Origin of the sequence: Aliarcobacter vitoriensis, assembly GCF_003316695.1 — a bacterium.
GTDB classification, from domain to species: domain Bacteria; phylum Campylobacterota; class Campylobacteria; order Campylobacterales; family Arcobacteraceae; genus Aliarcobacter; species Aliarcobacter vitoriensis.
This window is the reverse complement of record NZ_PDKB01000009.1, coordinates 50,832-69,291: the sequence shown is the minus strand read 5'-3', so window position 1 is coordinate 69,291 and position 18,460 is coordinate 50,832. Positions and strand designations below refer to the sequence as shown.

The window sequence follows — 18,460 nt, the reverse complement described above, 5'->3', positions numbered from 1 at the left end:
ATTTTGAATGAAAAATATTTCAAATACAAATTTTTATTTCTTATAATATCTTTATTCATTTGTTCATTTAGTGCTTTATTTTATATATTTTATGATTTTCAAAAACAAAAATTAAATAGCGAAAAAAAAGAACAAATAAAAAAAATAAATAACTCTTTTTATAAAAATATAGAAAAACATTTAAAAGATTACTCTTATGAACTTAGTAACAAAATATTAGAAGACAAAAAAGTTATAACAGCAGTAAAAGAACAAAATAAAGATAAATTAGAAAAACTAACTATTGATAAATACAATATCCTTTTGACAAAAGACCCTTATATCAGACAAATGAACTTTTTTTTTAAAGATGGTACAAATTTACTTCGTTTACATAAATTAGATTTATCAGGAGATAATATCTTAGAAAAAAGATATATGATAAAAGAAGTATTTACTAAAAAAACAACTCTAAGTGGTTTTGAAATGGGAACAACAGGCTTGTCATACAGAGTTATAGTTCCTTTATTTGATGAAAATAGCGATTTTATAGGTGCTTTTGAGATAGGGATTTCTTTAAGAAAAATACTAGATACAATAACTTTTTTCAATAATATTCAAGGTGTTTTTTATGCAGATCAAATAAATCAAATCATAACTTCTTCATCATTGATTGATTTTAATTTTTTAGAATATATAAAGGATTTTAAAAATGAAAAAACAACTAAAGATATTGTATATGATAAAAAACATTTAACTTTACAATTTTTTAATATAAACTCTTTTAATAATGAATTTTTAGGAAGTTTTATATTTTTACATGATTTAACATCATATTATACAGATTTTGAAAATACTCTAAAAAAACTGTTTTTAATATCTTTGATTACAATCCTATGTATATTTTTGTTGATTCTTTATGTATTTAATACTTTTTACAAACAAATTTCTATACAAAAAAATAGAGCAGAAAAGATACTAAACTCTTCAAATAGTATGGTAATAGTAACAAATAATGGAAAAGAGTTAATTCAAGTAAATAATACTTTTTTAAATTTCTTTAAATTTAAATCTATAAATGAATTTAAAAAACAGTACAAATGTATTTGTGATCACTTTGTAGATGAATCTGGGTTTTTACAAGAAAAAATGGGAGAGATTACTTGGGTTGAATATATTTTAAATAATCCAAATAAAACTCATCTAGCAAAAATAAAAAAAGAGGATAAATATTATATTTTTAAAGTATTTGTAAATTTAGTAGAAGATAAGGTTTTCAATGAAAATGAGTTTGTATCTACTTTTGAAGATATTACTCAAGAACTTGAAAATGAAAAGGCTTTATTAAAAGCAAATGAATCAAAAAATCAATTTTTGGCAAATATGAGCCATGAGATGAGAACTCCTATGAATGCAGTAATAGGCTTGAGTGAGTTGATGTTAGATACTCAACTAGATGAAAAGCAGTATGATCTAATCTCAAAAATAAATACATCTTCAAAAATGCTTTTAGGAATTATTAGTGATATTTTAGATTTTTCAAAAATCGAAACTGGAAATTTTGATTTACAAATTCAAGCTTTTTCTTTAGACAATATATTATCTCAATTAAAAATTATTTTTGCACAAAATTCTACACATAAGAATTTAGAACTCTATTTTTTCAATAAAACAGGTACTCCAAAAGTTATTTTAGGAGATAAACTAAGAATAATTCAAGTTTTAACAAACTTCTTAAGTAATGCTTTAAAATTTACAAAAAATGGAAATATTACTTTAAAAATAGAACTTATTGAAAAAATGTCAAATACTCGTGCTAAACTAAAATTTAGTGTAAAAGATACTGGCGTAGGAATGAACAACGAAGAGATTTATAATCTATTCAAACCTTTTGAACAAGCTGATAATTCAATTACAAGAAAATATGGTGGTACAGGATTGGGGCTTACAATATCTCAAAGAATCATAGAATCAATGGATAGTAAAATAGAACTTCAAAGTAAAAAAGGAGAAGGAGCAGAATTTAGTTTTATATTAGAAGTTGAAGTTTTAACATGGGAAAAAGAGAATCAATTAAACGATAAAAAATTTAAAATATTAATAGTTGATGATCAAGAGATTTCACGAATTATTTTAAAAGATATGCTAGAGAATTTTGGTTATGTTACTTTTGAAGCCAAAGATGGGATAGAAGCTGTCGAGATGGTAAAAAAAGCTGATTTAGAAAATGAACCTTTTGACTTTATTCTTATGGATTGGAATATGCCAAGACTTAATGGAAAAGAAGCAATAAAAAAAATATATGAACTTCATACAAATAAAATAATTCAAAAAAATATTCCATCTATTTTGATGGTTTCAGCATATTCAAAAGAAGAGATTAATTTAGATGATATTTCTATTGATAGTTTCTTATCAAAACCTATTACAAACTCAACACTTTTTGATGCTTTAGCTATGGCAAAAAAAGGAATAGTAAAAAAATCTCCTATTGATGTTAGCAAAGAGTGTCCAAATCTTTTTGGTTTAAAAATATTACTTGTTGAAGATAATGAGATAAATCAAGAAGTAGCTTCAATGTTCTTACAAAAAGCAGGCATTGAAGTAAGCATCGCAAACAATGGTTTAGAAGCAGTTGAAGAGTACAAAAAAAATCAAGGAAAATATGATTTAATTTTGATGGATTTACAAATGCCAATCTTAAGTGGCTATGATGCAACAATACAAATCAGGAAATTTGATAAAAAGATTCCAATAGTTGCCTTAACAGCTGCTGCGATGATTGAAGATAAAGAAAAAGTGCTAGAAGTTGGTATGAATGACCATTTAGGAAAGCCTATAAATAGTGATGAGTTATATAATACTATTATAAAACATGCAAAAAAAGTTACACAAAAAACTCTTATACAAACAAAAACAAAAGAGTCATCAAATATTACTTTAGATATGGAATTTTTAGAAAAAACTCTAAGTAGCAAAGAGTTGATAAATAAGCTATTGATAAAGTTTTTAGAACAATTAAATGAAGAGTTTATTGATATTGTTGAAAAAATTAAACAAAATGATAAAAAAGCTCCTAATATGATACATGGATTAAAAGGAGTAAGTGGAAATTTAGGAGCAACTGCACTTTTTAAAATTTGCCAAAAAATAGATAGTAAATATAAAAATAATAGTGCCTTAACTTCTTTAGATATTGAAATACTAGAAGAAGAACTAGCAAAAATAAAGATAAATCTTAAAAACTTAAATGAAAAAGTAAATAAGTCAAAAGATGAAAATACAAATCTATTAAATGAAAAAGAATTTAAAGAATTACTAACTTCAATTAAAAAAGATTTGCAAGATGGAAGTATTATAAGTAAAAATAGTTTGGATACTCTATATACAAATTTAAAAAATATTTTAAATAATGAAGATATAGAAAAGCTAAAAGAGAATATTGATGATTTTGAATATAGTGAAGCTTTGAATATTTTAAATAAATTAGATTAAAAGTAAAAGTTCTATTTTGATAAAATACAATCTTAGAAAAAATAAGGATTAAATTTTATGATAAAAGAACAATTTTTAAATGATTTACAAAAAATATATAATTTTTTAAATGACCAAAAAACAAAAACAAATGAACTAATAAAATTTTTAGAAAATGAAGAGTTTGATAAACTAGGACTTATTGATGATTTTGCAAAATCTTTAAATCTTGAAATGAAAGATGATTTAAGATTTGCTCTTGTAACTAGACTTGTAAACTTAAGAGATGATAGTTTAGTTCAAGTTTTAAAAAAGCTTGATAAAACAGAAATTGAAATCATAAACTTACAAGAAAAAGCATACTCTTTTGTAAAAGATTATTGGCATGATATTCATACAAAATTTATAGATTTTATCGTACAAAATTCACTTTTAACGCCTTTTTATAGAGAAGTTTTTATAGGAGTTTATAATGTTGGACTTCAGATGAGTTCTTGGCAAACTTCTTGGACAGCACACATCATAAATGGTATAAATAAAGAGTTAGTTGCAAAATTTGATGGTGATGAAGCAAATATTATGAAATATCTTGAAGATGAAAAACTTTTTGATTTAGGACATGGTGGAATAACTGCTGATAGATGTTATTCAGCACTTGTAAAAAATGGTGAAAAGTATAAATCTCAAGCATATATAAAAGCTTTCAAAAAAGAGACAACTGAAGTAGTTGATGCACTTGAAGAGTTTGCAGATAAACTAATAGAACTTGAAGATGAAATATACAACCAAAAATGGGATTATGTTTTATATATTCAAGCACTTATTAAAGCTTTTAGTGAAGATAGAACAAATGAATTAGTTTCAAAATGGGCAGATGTAGATAGAGCTTGGATGAAAATAAAAACTCCAATTCAAATAGGACATCCTTTAGAATACTACGAAGACCACTTTAGAAAAGCCGTTGCTTTGGAGTGGGATATAAGACTTACAAATCCAAAATTTGCTCAAAATGACCATAGAGTAAATAAAATAAAATCAGCATTTAGTAAAATTTATAGTAGTTTTGCTCCTTGCGAAAACTATAAAAAAATATATGATTTTAGCTTTGCATCTTTAGATAAAGTTCAACTTTATGTAGGACGACCTGCACTATTTTTTGGAGCAGAATTAAATGGGCTTTTTTCAGCTCAAGTTGTACCAAATGATGAAGTGGTAAGTTTAGAAGAAGGTAAAAAAATATTTGCCTTTAGTGATGAGATACTTCAAAGTAGCCGTGCAAAACCATTTTTAAAACTTTCGCGTGAAATCTTTGGTCAAGAGTTACTTACTCGTGATAGAACATTTTTATTTAATGAAACTGCTTCTTGGCATCAAGTTTATGATATAAGCACTATTGGGCATGAATATGGACATATTTTATGGTGTGATGAAGAGACTGAAAGTGTTATGAATAAAACTGGAAACTTCAAAAATATTGAAGAGTTCAAAGCAACAACAGGTGGATTAATCTCATATTTACTTGATGATGAAAATGATGAAAAACATCTAAAAGAGCAAGTTTTAATTGATTTAGTTAAAAGAAGTGTTGGACTTGTTGGTTGGATGGAAGTTGATGAAGTTCAACCATATTATTGTGAAGGATTGATACATCTTTGTGGGCTTTTTGAAAGTGGTGTTTTATCTTGGGATAATGAAAAGAAAAAATTAAATATTGATATAAATGATAAAAAATTTGAAGCTTTAAAAGCTTGGTATATAGAAAACTATACAGCTTTAGCAAAACACTATTTAGAAAAACTTGATGCAACAGCTTTTTTAAATCGTTATGCAACAAAAAAAGAAAAATACTTTATGCCAAATGATGAAAACATAAACTTATTTGTAACATACTACTTTAAAAGATATCAAGAAATAGGACAAGAGTTAGATAGTGTTGATAAAAAAGAAAACTATATAAAATAAAAAGTATTACTTAATAGTAATACTTTCTTTGTACCATAATATCTTTTGGTAAAACGCCAAAAAACTTAATAAAAGCATTTGTAAAATTAGATTGATATTTGTATCCTACAAAGTTTGAAATCTCAGAAATAGAAAATTCGCTTGTTTCAAGTAACTGTTTTGCATAAATCATTTTTTGCTCAAGTATCATATTTCCAGGACTTGTATTAAAAAGTTGTCTAAATCCATATTTAAGTTTAAACTGATTTAAAGCAACTTTTTTAGATAAAGTTACTAAATCAGGAAACTCTTGACTTGTTAAAATAATATCTTTTGCTTTGTACAAAGCTTCAATATCATCTTGATTTAGTTTTACTTTTTTATCATCATTGTAAATTTTATGATTCATAATTTCACTAAATTCATTATAAATTATCTCAAAGACTTTACTTTGAAGATAAATATCATGTAACTTACCTTCAAAAGGAGAATTAAAAAGCTCTTTTGCTAGATTTATATTTTTTGAAATTTGATTTTTTAAAGTTACACTTGGAAAATTTTCAAAAGAGTTTAAATCAAAAATATCATTAAAATTCTTTTCTAAAAACTTATCTTCTATTATTATTCCCAAAGAATTTGAATTTTTATCTAAAATTGTTGTTGTATCATACTCATTCATATATTTTATACAAGAACTGTTTTTTTTAAAATTTTCTTCCCTTTTAAAGTTATTATCTATTATATTGTTCTCTCCATCAAGTACAATATTTATAACTAATCCTTTAATTTTTGAATTAGCATGTAACAGTATTTTTTCACTAGTTAGAATTTTTGTTTTTAATAATAAAATATCCTCTGTAATTTTATATTTTAAAGTAGATATAAAACCTATCTCTTTTGGAAAAGTAACTATAATATCATTTTTATTTGAAGAAAATTTATAAGCTTCCATATCATTTAATGTAAAATTATAAGACATTTAATTCCTTATTAATAAAAAGTAATTCTAAAATAATAAATTACTTCTTGAAGTCAATATTTCTTATCATTATAATACAAGCTTATTAAAAACTTGTTAAAGGAAAAGAAATGAAAAATAAAACAAATAAAGTAATTTTTTGTTCAATATTTGCAAGCTCAATACTATTCGCAAATGAAACAACAGTGCTTGAAGATATTACAGTTAGTGCAAATAAAATGGAAGAGAATATAAAAAATGTTCCTCAAAGTATTACTGTAATTGACGAAGAAGAAATAGAATTAAAAGGAATAAAAAGAATCTCAGATGTAATAAAAGAGATTCCAAATTTATCATCTTCAAATTTATATTATGAACAAGTTAATTTTAGGGGTATAAATACATCATTGTTCACAGCAACAAATCCTGTAGTTATTTATATAGATGGTATTCCTCATAGTAATCGTTTTGGTTATGATACTTCACTAACAAACGTTGAAAGAATAGAAGTTTTAAGAGGACCACAAGGAACTATATATGGAAAAGATAGTATTGGTGGAGTTATAAATATAGTAACTAAACAATCAGACAATTTAGAAGGATTTGTCTCTACTGAGTATGGTTCAAATGACTATATGGAAGGTAAATTTAATGTAAATGTACCAATAATAAAAGATAAATTATATATAAATACAAATGGTTTAGTTTCAAAAGATGATGGTTGGATAACAAATCATAACTCGGCACAGGACAATGATGCAAATGATGAAAAAATACATAAATTAAACTTTAATGTTATATATAAACCAACTGATAGGTTATCTTCAAAAATTAGTATTTTTAATAGTAAAGATAAAAAATATTTTATTGAAGGTGGAATAATCCCTTCAACTAACATAAATGACTATAAAAGAAAAGATTTTAAAAATACAAATTTTGAAACAGATTCTTATAATGATACAAAAAACAATTCACAAGCATTAAATTTAACATATGATTTTGACAATTATATTTTATCTTCTACAACAACTAATTCAAAAACAGACATTAATTTTAACTACGATTTTGATTGGTCAAATAATGGAGCAAATGATAATCTAAATATTTTTGCAGATACACAACTAAAAAACTTTACACAAGAATTAAGACTACAAAATAAAGATAATTCTAATATCAAATGGCTAACTGGATTATATTATGAAAAAGACAAGTTTAATAATAAAAAATATGGTTCTGAATATCCAGCTTATTTATATGGAAATATTTTTGGAACAGATAATATTTATACAAATTATGTTTCACAAACTTCTAGTCAAACATTAGCAGCTTTTGGTCAAATGATAATTCCTATTGTAGAAGATATTGATTTAACTTTAGGAGCTAGATATCAAAGAATTAAAAAAGATATAGACTTAAACTATTTTTTTAATCCAATAGGCTCAAATGTTGCACCAGTTTATGAACTTGATGCTGAAAATACATGGAAAACTTTTTTACCAAAATTTGCATTATCTTATAAAATAAATGATAATTTAACTTCTTTTTTAAGTATATCAAAAGGTTATTTACCTGGAGGATTTAATTATTATGCAGATAGTGGAACAATAGATAATAATAAATTTGATGCTCAAGAATCTATTAATTATGAGTTAGGATTAAAAAGTTATTTGTTGGATAATAAGTTAAATTTATCTGCTTCAATTTTTTATATGGACATTGATGATATTCATATTTTTAATTTTGATGGGATGAGAATGACAACGTCAAATGGTGGAAAAGCAACTTCACAAGGTTTAGAATTAGAAACAAAATATTTATTTAATGACAACTGGTCAATAGATTCTTCTTTAGGACTAGTTAAAGCGGAATATGATGAATATATTAACTCAAATAATAAAGATAATACTATAGAAAATACTCCTTCTCATAATTTTAATTTAGGAATATCATATCAAAATCAAAATGGCATTTATGGGAGATTTGATATTTTTAATCAAGGTAGAAAATATTTTGATGCTGCAAATACTTTAAAAGAAAATTCATATACAACAGCTAATATAAAAATAGGTTATATGTTTGATGATTTGGATGTTTATGCTTATATGAAGAATATAACTGATGAAAGTTATTTAACAACATCAACTCAAATGCCTACTGGAAATTTAATAACATTTGGTGAAGGAAGATTTACAGGTATTGGAGTAAAATACTCATTCTAAAGATATAAATTATGGGCTATTTTAAAGCCCATAATTTAGAACAATCTTTATTTTTAACAAACTCTTAATCTTTTACTAATATTTTTTTGCTATAAATTTCAAAACTACTAAAAAGATTTCTTATGAAAATTTTACTTATTGAAGATGATTATTTAATTGGTGATGGAATTGTTACTGGTTTCAAAAAATTTGGCTTTATCATAGATTGGTTTGAAGATGGATTTGATGGAAAAGATGCTTTAATGATGGCAAATTATGATGCTGTAATACTAGATTTAACTCTTCCAAATATTGATGGGCTTGATATTTTAAAGTTTTGGAGAGAGAATAAGATAAAAACTCCCGTGATTATATTAACAGCAAGAGATGCAATAAATCAAAGAGTTGAAGGGCTAAACAAAGGAGCAGATGACTATTTGTGTAAGCCTTTTTCTTTAGCTGAATTACATGCAAGAGTTAGTGCTTTGATAAGAAGAAATTATAAAGAAGTTTCACAATTTATAGAAGTTGGAGATATAAAACTTTATATAGCAGAACAAAAAGTGTTAAAGGATGATATAGAAGTCGAACTTACAATAAAAGAGATAAAAATTCTTGAACTATTTATGCTAAACAAAGGAGTGGTTTTAAGTAGAGAAATAATTTCTGAAAAGCTTTATGATTTTGACAAAGAGATAAACTCTAATACACTTGATGTTTTTATACACTCTATTAGAAAAAAAGTTGGTAATGAATATATAAAAACAGTTTATGGTACTGGATATAAACTAGAAGAGCCAAAATGAAGAATTTAAGTTTAAGATTACGACTTGCCATTATTCTACTTTTTTTATTTGCAGTTACATCTTTTGTTGTAAGTTCTATAACAATTTATCAAACAAAAAAAACTTTAATTGAATTCTTTAACACAGAACTTTTTCATTTTGCAAAAAAAATTTCAAACTCAAACATAGATATTTTTCAAAACTATTTAAATCACGATATTGATAATGTAGAAAAATTTATCTCTGTTGATGATGATGCTTTAACTTTTTCAATATTTTCATTAAATGGAACTATGATATATACAGATGGGGAAGATAGTAAAGATTTCAAATTTAATAGTGAAGTTTTAAATAATTCAGATGGAATATTTATTGAAAAGAATAAAAAATTTAGAACTATTTGGATGTTGAGTAGTGATAAAAAATTTGTAGTTGTAGTTGCCCAAGAAAAAGAGTTTGTTGATGATTTGATATTCGATATAGTTGAAGATTTGATTTATCCTTGGCTTTTTATACTACCTTTTTTAGCTATTTTTATCATATTTTTAATAACAAAAGAGCTAAAACCTTTAAACAATATATCAAAAAATTTAAGATTAAGAAATCCAAATGATAGCTCTTTGTTAGATGAAAATACTACAAAAGAGTTAAAACCAGTTGTAAAAGCTCTAAATTCACTATTTTTAAAAACAAGCAATATGATAGAAAAAGAGAGACGATTTACTTCAAATGCATCTCATGAACTTAAAACTCCACTTAGTGCTATTAAAATCCAAACAGAAGTTGCAAAACTATCTTTTGATGATAAAGAACAACTTTTAAAATCACTAAATAATATAGATATTGGTGTAAATCGTGCTACAAGAATGATTGAGCAACTTTTAGCACTTTCAAAAATTGAGTCTATAAAAGAGCTAGAAAATATCTCTTATATAAATTGGATTGAGATTATAAACTCAAGTATAAATGAACTTGAACATAAAGCAAAAGATAAAAATATAGAGATTAATTTTACTTATGAAAAAAATATAAAGGATCTAAAAGGTGAGTCGTTTGTATTATCTTTACTTATTATAAATTTACTCGATAATGCTATAAAGTATAATGATATTGGTACAAAAATAGATATAAATCTACAAAAAAATAAAATCTATATCTCAGATAATGGTAAAGGAGTAAAAGAAGAAATTTTAAAAAATATTGGAGAAAGATTTGTAAGAGATATTCAAGAAAAACAACTAGGAAGTGGTCTTGGATTTTCTATTGTTACACAAATTGCCAAAATTCATAACTTACACTTAAAATTTGAAAATATATCTCCAAATGGATTTAAATCTATTATTTCTTGGTAAAAATTAATATTTTACTAATAGTTATTTGTTTTAATTACAATATTAAAATAAAAAGGATTAACAAAATGAAAAAAAGTTTTATATTATCAAGTTTATTGTTGGCTTCAACAACAGTTTTTGCTGAATTTGTAAGCACAACACAAAATCAACAAGGTGGATTTACTGGTCCTAGTATTTCAAAAACAACAGTAGAAGAAGCAAAAACATTTAAAGATGATATGCCTGTTGTACTAGAAGGAAATATTGTAGAACATTTAGGAAAAGATAAATATCTATTTCGTGACCAAACAGGCGATATTACAATAGAAATAGACCATGATGATTGGAAAGGTGTTCAAGTATCTCCAAAAGATAGTGTTACAATCTATGGTGAAGTTGATAAAGATTGGAACTCACTTGAAATAGATGTTGATAGTGTTGTAAAAAAATAAATTTTATAAATTAAAAAGAGTTAATTTCTTAACTCTTTTTTTTTAAATATTCCAATAAACTTTGCAAAAACAAAATATAAATATGATTTAAAGCTTTTAGATTTGTCTTGTTCATTTAAATACACTACAATTTGTGTATTTCCAAACATACTAGCAAACATCAGTGGAGTTGTACCCATTCCATTATTTTCATGCATATTTGCTCCAGCATTTACAAGTAATTTTACAATATCTAAATACCCTTTGAAACAAACACCAGCAAGTGGAGTTTGTCCTTTATCATTTTTTCTATCTACGTCTGCTTTAAAATCTAAAAGCATTTGTACTGTGTCAAAGTTTCCATTATAAGAAGCTAACATTAAAAGAGTATTTCCTTTATGATCAGTTAGATTCACTGCCATTCCAGACTCTAACATAAGTTCTAAATCTTGAGTTTTACCTTGTCTTGCAAAATCAAGTGCCAAAATTTGTAACTCTTCATATCGTTTTTGCTCTTCTTGTGAAACTTCCATTATTTTTCCTTATATTCCTAAAGCTTTTTTAACACCGCTTGCATAATCGCTATGAATTTGTTCAAAAAGTGCAATTTGTCTATCAACAATATTTCTAGGAACTCCATCCATTGCATCTTTAATATTGCTAAATAGTTGTTCTTTTTGATTATCACTCATAAGCAAAAACAGAGCTCTTGGTTGTGAAAAATCATCATTTCCATCTCTATGATTATATCTTTTAGCTATATCTCCAACTTCTAAATCAGGCTCTAAGAAGCTACTATCTTCAACTGCTCCATCAAAACTATTTGGTTCATAAAATGCTTTTGTTGGCTCTTTTACTTGAAAATTCATACTTCCATCAAGATTATATGTATTTACTTCAACTATTGGTCTATTTACAGGCAACATTTCATAATGTGTCCCAACTCTATATCTTTGTGCATCTGGATATGAGAAAATCCTAGCTTGTAACATTTTATCAGGAGAAAAACCAATTCCTGGAACTATATTTGATGGGCTAAATGAAGCTTGTTCAACTTGTGCAAAATAGTTTTGTGGATTTTCATTTAAAGTCATAGTTCCAACTTTTATCATCGGATAATCAGCATGTGGCCAAACTTTTGTTAAATCAAATGGATTAAAATTACAGGCTTTTGCTTGTTCTTCACTCATTATTTGAATTTCAAAACTCCATTTTGGGAAATTTCCTTTTTCGATATTTTCAAATAAATCTCTCTGATTTGACTCTCTATCTTGACCAACAATTTGTGCTGCTTCTTTATTTGTAATAGTTTCTATTCCTTGAAGAGTTTTAAAGTGGAATTTAACCCAGAATCTCTCATTCCTAGAATTTATTAAACTATATGTGTGTGAACCATATCCATTTACATTTCTATATGATTTTGGTAGTCCTCTATCTGACATCAAAATCGTTACTTGATGTAAACTTTCAGGACTTAAACTCCAAAAATCCCACATTGCGGTATTACTTCTTAAGTTTGTTTGTGGATCTCTTTTTTGTGTATGGATAAAATCAGGAAATTTATAAGCATCTCTTACAAAAAATACTGGTGTATTATTTCCAACTAAATCCCAATTTCCTTCTCTTGTATAAAACTTAAGTGCAAATCCTCTTACATCTCTTTCAGCATCAGCAGCACCTTTTTCTCCTGCAACTGTTGAAAATCTTAAAAGAAGTTTTGTTTTTTCACCTTTTTGTAAAACTTTTGCTTTTGTATATTTTGATATATCTTCAGTTATTTCAAGCTCTCCAAAAGCTCCACTTCCCTTTGCATGAACAACTCTTTCAGGAATTCTCTCTCTATTTTGATGAGCTAATTTCTGAATTAGTTGATAATCTTGTAATAAAACTGGTCCTCTTTCACCTGCTGTTAGTGAGTTTTGATTATCCGAAATTGGATTTCCAGCTGTTGTTGTCATTATTTTTTTCAATCTATCCTCCTTTATTTAAAGGATAAAAATTATCCTTTGATAAAAGTATTGTATATGTTTAAATATTAATTTTTGCTTAAAATTATTTTATACTTGGACTTATAGTTTTCCAATCTTCTCTTAAAGTTTTATTTAAAATAAATATATCATTTTCTTGTGCAATTTCGTTATATTCATAAGGAGTTACAACAACTAAACCACCTTTTATAATACTTGTAAAAGTATTTGATTCTACTTTTGCACCACTAAATATAGAAAACTCCATTTCAAAACCACTTATGTCATAAAATTGTGAGTTCTTTCTTATTAATTTTGTATATTTATTGTCTATTAAACAATCTATTACAACTCTTGAACCATCTGTACTTAAATCTACTTTTAAAACCTTTCCAATTTGTACATTTTTATAATAAACTGGAGAATCAACACTTACACTAGATGCTGTTAAATCTTCTACTTTAAAAACTGTTCCAAGATGAGAATGCCTTATTGATGGTTCTTTATCAAAGCCTGTAAATACTCTTTTAAAGTCACCTTCACCTTTTATAACTCCAATATTTACACCCATTATAGTTGCACCAACATTTGATATTTCTTGAAATGAAATTCGTGGTTTTTTAAGATAAAACATTGTTCCTTTTTTAGCAAAACTTGAAAAATCATTATAGATTATAGCTTCAACTTCAACTTGTCTGTTTTTATTTAAAGATACTTTTTTAACTTTTCCAATATTTACACCTTTATATGTAAGTTTTGAAAAATTTTCTTGAATACCTTCAACATCATCAAATATTATTAAAACACTATTTGTAGTACTATTCATATCATCTTCACTTGCATAAATTTCATGATTTCCTAAAGGAGTTTTTGAACTATTATCAAGATAAATAGAGCCATCTATCAAGGAGCTAAAAGTATCAATAGACAAATCCACTCCACTTAAACTTGCTTTTACATCAATTGCACTTTTTTTATAAAATCTACTGCTATTTATGATAAATTTTCTATAATCTTCATATATAAATAGTTCTACTTTTGATAATCTATCATCAAATTTTATATCTTTTACAAATCCTATCTCTTGATTTTTATAAATAACTGCCATATCTTTAGCCAATTTAAAACTATTATCAAACTCTGTGAAAACTGTAAAACCACTATTTTCCATCCTTTTTAATCTTACAACATCTTCATATTTACTATATAGTTTGAACTCTTTTTTTGTTAGTTTATTTTTATCATTAGTTGTTGATAAAATCCCAATAGAACCATTGAATATTCCTTCCATTCCACTATAATTTATATCTAAATTTAAGTTTTTCATCTGTACAAGTTTTGAACTCATATCATAAAATAGTGTTTTATCATGTATCAAGTTTTTATATTTTTCATCTATTAAAATAGATATTTTTACATTTTTATAATCGTTTGTTAAAGAGTAACTATCCACTCTTCCAACTTCAATACTCTTATAATATATTTTTGATCTTTCAGTAATTGAGTTAAGACTATCTACAATTAAATCAATTTTTATTGTACTAAGACTTTTGTTCAACTCTTTTTTATTTACTGCCATAAATTTATCACTAAATTCTCCCTCTTTATAATCTAAAGATATAAAATTTCCTTTTATAATATTTCCAAGATTTTTTATACCTCCAAAAGAGATTGTAGGTTCTTCGACAAAAAATCTGCTATTTTTAGTTAAAAGATATTTATAATTTTCATAAACAAAAGCCTTCGTTTCTAAAATATCTTTATTTAATTTGATAGAAGTTATTTTTCCTATCTCAATTCCTTTAAATAAAATAGGAGTGTGATTGTCTATTGTTGCTTCATAAAAGTCTATATTAAAATAGTGTTTATCTTTTAAATCGTCTTTTTGAGCATATAAAATTTGAACCTCATCTTTTGATATTTCATCACCCTGCTTTTGTGATGTTATAACTGTAATCCCACCAATTAGTGCTGAATAAAAAGAGCCAACTTCAATATTTAAACCTCCAGCTCCATAATTTACTTTTAAAGCTTCATTCATAACAAATTTTGAGCTTTTATTTACTAAATATCTATATTTATCATAAATATGTGAAACTACAAAAAGTTGTTCATCTTTAAACTCTTTTGCTACTATTTCCCCAATTTGGTATTTATTATAAAAAATTGGTGTTCCTATATCTACATTATCTTTGTCATTTGAAAGAAGTGTTATATAGTAACCATTTTCATCAAACTCATCATCGGGCTGAAAATCTAAACCTTCAAAATACCATTTTGGTTTAACTTTTGATAACTCTTCAGGAGTTGTAAATGTTGGTGCTAACTCTATTTTATAACCACTTATTAGTGTACTTAATCCAGAAATTTTTGTTAAAGATACTGTTGGTTTTTTTATCCAAAATTTTGAACCTTCATTTGCCACATATTTTTCAGCATCACTATTTACCAATATATTAACACTTACACTTTTTAAATCATCATGCATAGTTATCTTTGTAACTTTTCCAAGTTGTAAACCTTTATATTCTAAAGGTGTAACATTCTCTTTTAAACCTTCTGCACTTTTGAAATAAACAACTATATTTGTTCCTTTTTTAGAGTAAGATTCATAAGCAATCCAAACTAAAATACCAAGAACTATTAAAGGTAAAACCCATATAAATGAAGCCCTATTCTTTTTATCTAATTTTGGCTGATAAACTACTACTTTTTCTAAATCATTTTCCATCCCAAATTATCCTTGTATCAAATTTATTTGCTGCTATCATTGTTAAAATAACCATCAATCCAAAAGATGTTGCAGCTAAACCACCTTTTATATTAAAAATTTCATCAAGTTGAACAATAGAAGATAAAATAGCAACTACATAAATATCTATCATTGACCATTTTCCAATTGCTTCTATAAACTTATACATTATAATTTTTGTTTTATTTTCCATTTTTATGTTTATTTTTAAAGATATAAAAATTACAAATAATCCAACAAGTTTTATCAAAGGTATTACAACACTCGCAGTAAATATTACAATAGCTATAAAATAACTCTTCATTTCTAAAAAGCTAATAACCCCTTCTAAAATTGTACTTTGAACATTAACTCCTAGTTGAGTTATTTCCATCATAGGATAAATCATAGCTGGAATATATAAAAGCATTGCACAAATAAGTAAAGCAAAAGATATTTGAAAAGAGTTTGGCACTCTTTTTGTAACTTTATGATTGCATCTATTACAAGTAAACTCTTTGTAATTTTCTTTTTCATAAATTTTATGACAGTTTTTACATGAAATTAAAACCATCTAATCTCCAAAAATATTTTTTGCATTAAATTTTTTATTTGACATATAAAAACAAAAAATATATACCAACATAACATAAAATCCTATATCAAATTTTGTTGTTGATACCATTCCTATTAGTTTTATATAAGTTACAATAATACTTATAATAAAAACTTCAATAAATCCCCAATGCTTAAAAAAATAAAAACTATCATACAGTATAGTTTTAGAAACAATATTTAGTTTTAATTTTTGTTGAACATATACAAAAATGATGATAAAAGAGTTTAAAACAGGTGCAAATAAAATAGTAAAAAAAACAACCAAACCAATAAGTAAAAACTCTTGTTCTATCAAAGTAATTACAGCTCCAATCAGAGTTGTTTCAAGTTCTTTTTGTGCAATATCCAAAGTAATTATCGGATAAATATTTAAAATAATAAATAACAATAAAGCACTAATAGCATAATACAAAGAGTCATAAGATATCTCTTTATCTACTGATAATTTAGTATTACATCTAGGGCATCTTTGATTTAAGTTTGTTTTGTTTTCTTTTTTAATAAATAAGCCACAACTATAACACTCTTCAATGCTATCCAATCTTTTATCCATAAAAATCCTAAAATAAAAATCGCCATTATTTTAACATAGTAAACATTTTTTAACTATAATGTAAGTATTATAGGAACCAAAATTTTATATATTATAAAGGTTAAAAAATGAATTACAATATAACTCAAGCACAGTTTGGTGTAAGACCACCAGTTACAAAACCAAGTCCAAGATTTTTAGAAGTTTTACAAGAAGATGGTTTAAGACAACTTGTATCAAATCACTATGATATTTTAAGAACAAGCCAAATAAAAGATATGTTTCCTCAAGATGATGAAGCTTTTGCATTAGCAAAACAACACTCTGCTGATTTTTTTATACAAATCTGTGGAGGACCTGATTATTTTAATCAAAATAGAGGTGCCCCAATGATGGTTGGACGACATCAACCATTTAAAATAACACCAAAAGCTAGACTTGTTTGGTTAGATAGTTATAAACAAGTTTTAGAAAATCTTGAACTTGAAGATGAATTGAAACAATCTTTTTGGAACTATATAGATGTTTTCTCAATTTGGATGATAAATACTCCTCAGGATTAACAAGCCAAAATAAGGCAATTTGAGATACAATCGCGAAAAATTATGGATGTTTAAAATGAGTATTCAATTTCAAGGTGTAATTTTCGCGATTATCTCAGCTATTGCTTATGGTATGAATCCCTTAGGTGCTTTATATTTATATCAAGAGGGCTTAAATGTAAGTTCTGTTGTTTTTTATAGATTTTTATTTGCAGTTATCATCTTAGGAATTTTGATGATTTTCCAAAAAAAATCATTTTATATTACAAAAAAGGAGTTATATTTTTTAGCTCTTATTGGATCACTTTTTGGTGTTTCAGCTCTATGTTTATTTGGAAGTTTTTTATATATGGATGCTGGGCTTGCTTCAACTATCTTATTTATTTACCCTATTTTCGTAGCTATTATTATGAGTATAATGTTTAAAGAAAAAATCTCAATAATTACTATTTTATCGATATTTATTGCATTTTTAGGAGTTGTAATGCTATGTGAATCAAGCGGAGATAATTTAGATTTTGTAGGTATTGGTTTGGTAGCTATTTCATCTTTATGCTATGCAATTTATATAGTTATTGTAAATAAAGCATTAAAAATTCCTGCTATGAAACTTACATTTTACTCTATGCTATTTTGTACATTGACAATTCTTGCATATTCATTTTTTGATGAAAAATATTCAATACAAAGTTTAACAACAATCAATATGTGGTTTTTTTCTATATTCTTAGCTATCGTTCCAACTATAATATCTTTGATTTTTTTAATAAAAGCTATAAATTATATAGGTTCAACTCCTGCTTCAATTTTGGGAGCATTAGAACCACTAACTGCTGTTGTAATAGGTGTTACGATATTTAATGAACAACTAACAATATATTTAAGTATAGGAATAGTTTTAATTTTATTTGGAGTTACTTTAATAATAGCAAAAGATTTAATTGAGAGAAAGTTTAAAATAAAAAAAATATAA

The 18,460-nt window shown here is 25.4% G+C and carries 14 protein-coding genes; 8 read left to right on the top strand and 6 right to left on the bottom strand.

The genetic code is table 11. From position 1 onward, the window contains the following. Window positions 1–3: 3 nt before the first annotated feature. Window positions 4–3,474 carry a response regulator gene (locus CRU91_RS06495; RefSeq protein WP_113894413.1) on the top strand — a complete coding sequence of 1,157 codons (3,471 nt, stop codon included), beginning with the start codon at window positions 4–6 and terminating at the stop codon, window positions 3,472–3,474. A gap of 57 nt (window positions 3,475–3,531) precedes the next feature. Further along, window positions 3,532–5,415: an invasion protein CiaB gene (gene ciaB / locus CRU91_RS06490; RefSeq protein WP_113894412.1), complete on the top strand. Its 1,884-nt coding sequence runs from the start codon at window positions 3,532–3,534 to the stop codon at window positions 5,413–5,415. A 10-nt stretch (window positions 5,416–5,425) separates the two neighbouring features. On the opposite strand, the gene CRU91_RS06485 is transcribed toward ciaB, so the two are convergent. After that, window positions 5,426–6,373 (bottom strand): helix-turn-helix domain-containing protein, encoded by a 948-nt coding sequence (locus tag CRU91_RS06485; protein ID WP_113894411.1) that lies wholly within the window; start codon window positions 6,371–6,373, stop codon window positions 5,426–5,428. Window positions 6,374–6,483: 110 nt separating this feature from the next. On the opposite strand from CRU91_RS06485, the gene CRU91_RS06480 reads away from it, so the two are divergent. The 4 genes from CRU91_RS06480 (at window position 6,484) to CRU91_RS06465 (ending at window position 11,118) form a co-directional block, all read left to right on the top strand. After that, a complete protein-coding gene (locus CRU91_RS06480) occupies window positions 6,484–8,571 on the top strand; it encodes a TonB-dependent receptor (protein WP_113894410.1) in 2,088 nt (695 codons plus the stop codon). A gap of 122 nt (window positions 8,572–8,693) precedes the next feature. Continuing rightward, window positions 8,694–9,356, top strand: coding sequence for a response regulator (locus tag CRU91_RS06475; protein ID WP_113894409.1), 663 nt, complete (start codon window positions 8,694–8,696; stop codon window positions 9,354–9,356). Further along, window positions 9,353–10,687: an ATP-binding protein gene (locus CRU91_RS06470; RefSeq protein ID WP_113894408.1), complete on the top strand. Its 1,335-nt coding sequence runs from the start codon at window positions 9,353–9,355 to the stop codon at window positions 10,685–10,687. The genes CRU91_RS06475 and CRU91_RS06470 overlap by 4 nt, the downstream gene beginning before the upstream one ends. Before the next feature lie 65 nt (window positions 10,688–10,752). Then, window positions 10,753–11,118, top strand: coding sequence for a YgiW/YdeI family stress tolerance OB fold protein (locus CRU91_RS06465; RefSeq protein ID WP_113894407.1), 366 nt, complete (start codon window positions 10,753–10,755; stop codon window positions 11,116–11,118). Between the two features lie 20 nt (window positions 11,119–11,138). Here CRU91_RS06465 and CRU91_RS06460 read toward each other — a convergent pair whose 3' ends face one another. The 5 genes from CRU91_RS06460 to CRU91_RS06440 form a co-directional block, all read right to left on the bottom strand. Further along, window positions 11,139–11,630 carry an ankyrin repeat domain-containing protein gene (locus tag CRU91_RS06460; protein ID WP_113894406.1) on the bottom strand — a complete coding sequence of 164 codons (492 nt, stop codon included), beginning with the start codon at window positions 11,628–11,630 and terminating at the stop codon, window positions 11,139–11,141. Between the two features lie 9 nt (window positions 11,631–11,639). Continuing rightward, complete coding sequence (locus tag CRU91_RS06455) at window positions 11,640–13,055, bottom strand: catalase (RefSeq protein ID WP_222718412.1); 1,416 nt, start codon at window positions 13,053–13,055, stop codon at window positions 11,640–11,642. 94 nt (window positions 13,056–13,149) lie between these two features. Further along, window positions 13,150–15,795 (bottom strand): MlaD family protein, encoded by a 2,646-nt coding sequence (locus tag CRU91_RS06450; RefSeq protein ID WP_113894404.1) that lies wholly within the window; start codon window positions 15,793–15,795, stop codon window positions 13,150–13,152. Beyond that, window positions 15,785–16,369, bottom strand: coding sequence for a paraquat-inducible protein A (locus CRU91_RS06445; RefSeq protein WP_113894403.1), 585 nt, complete (start codon window positions 16,367–16,369; stop codon window positions 15,785–15,787). The genes CRU91_RS06450 and CRU91_RS06445 overlap by 11 nt, the downstream gene beginning before the upstream one ends. Then, window positions 16,370–16,966 carry a paraquat-inducible protein A gene (locus CRU91_RS06440; RefSeq protein WP_113894402.1) on the bottom strand — a complete coding sequence of 199 codons (597 nt, stop codon included), beginning with the start codon at window positions 16,964–16,966 and terminating at the stop codon, window positions 16,370–16,372. 107 nt (window positions 16,967–17,073) lie between these two features. Between CRU91_RS06440 and CRU91_RS06435 the strand changes: the two genes are divergently transcribed. Beyond that, a complete protein-coding gene (locus CRU91_RS06435) occupies window positions 17,074–17,508 on the top strand; it encodes a globin domain-containing protein (protein ID WP_113894401.1) in 435 nt (144 codons plus the stop codon). Window positions 17,509–17,563: 55 nt separating this feature from the next. Continuing rightward, window positions 17,564–18,460 (top strand): DMT family transporter, encoded by an 897-nt coding sequence (locus CRU91_RS06430; protein WP_113894400.1) that lies wholly within the window; start codon window positions 17,564–17,566, stop codon window positions 18,458–18,460.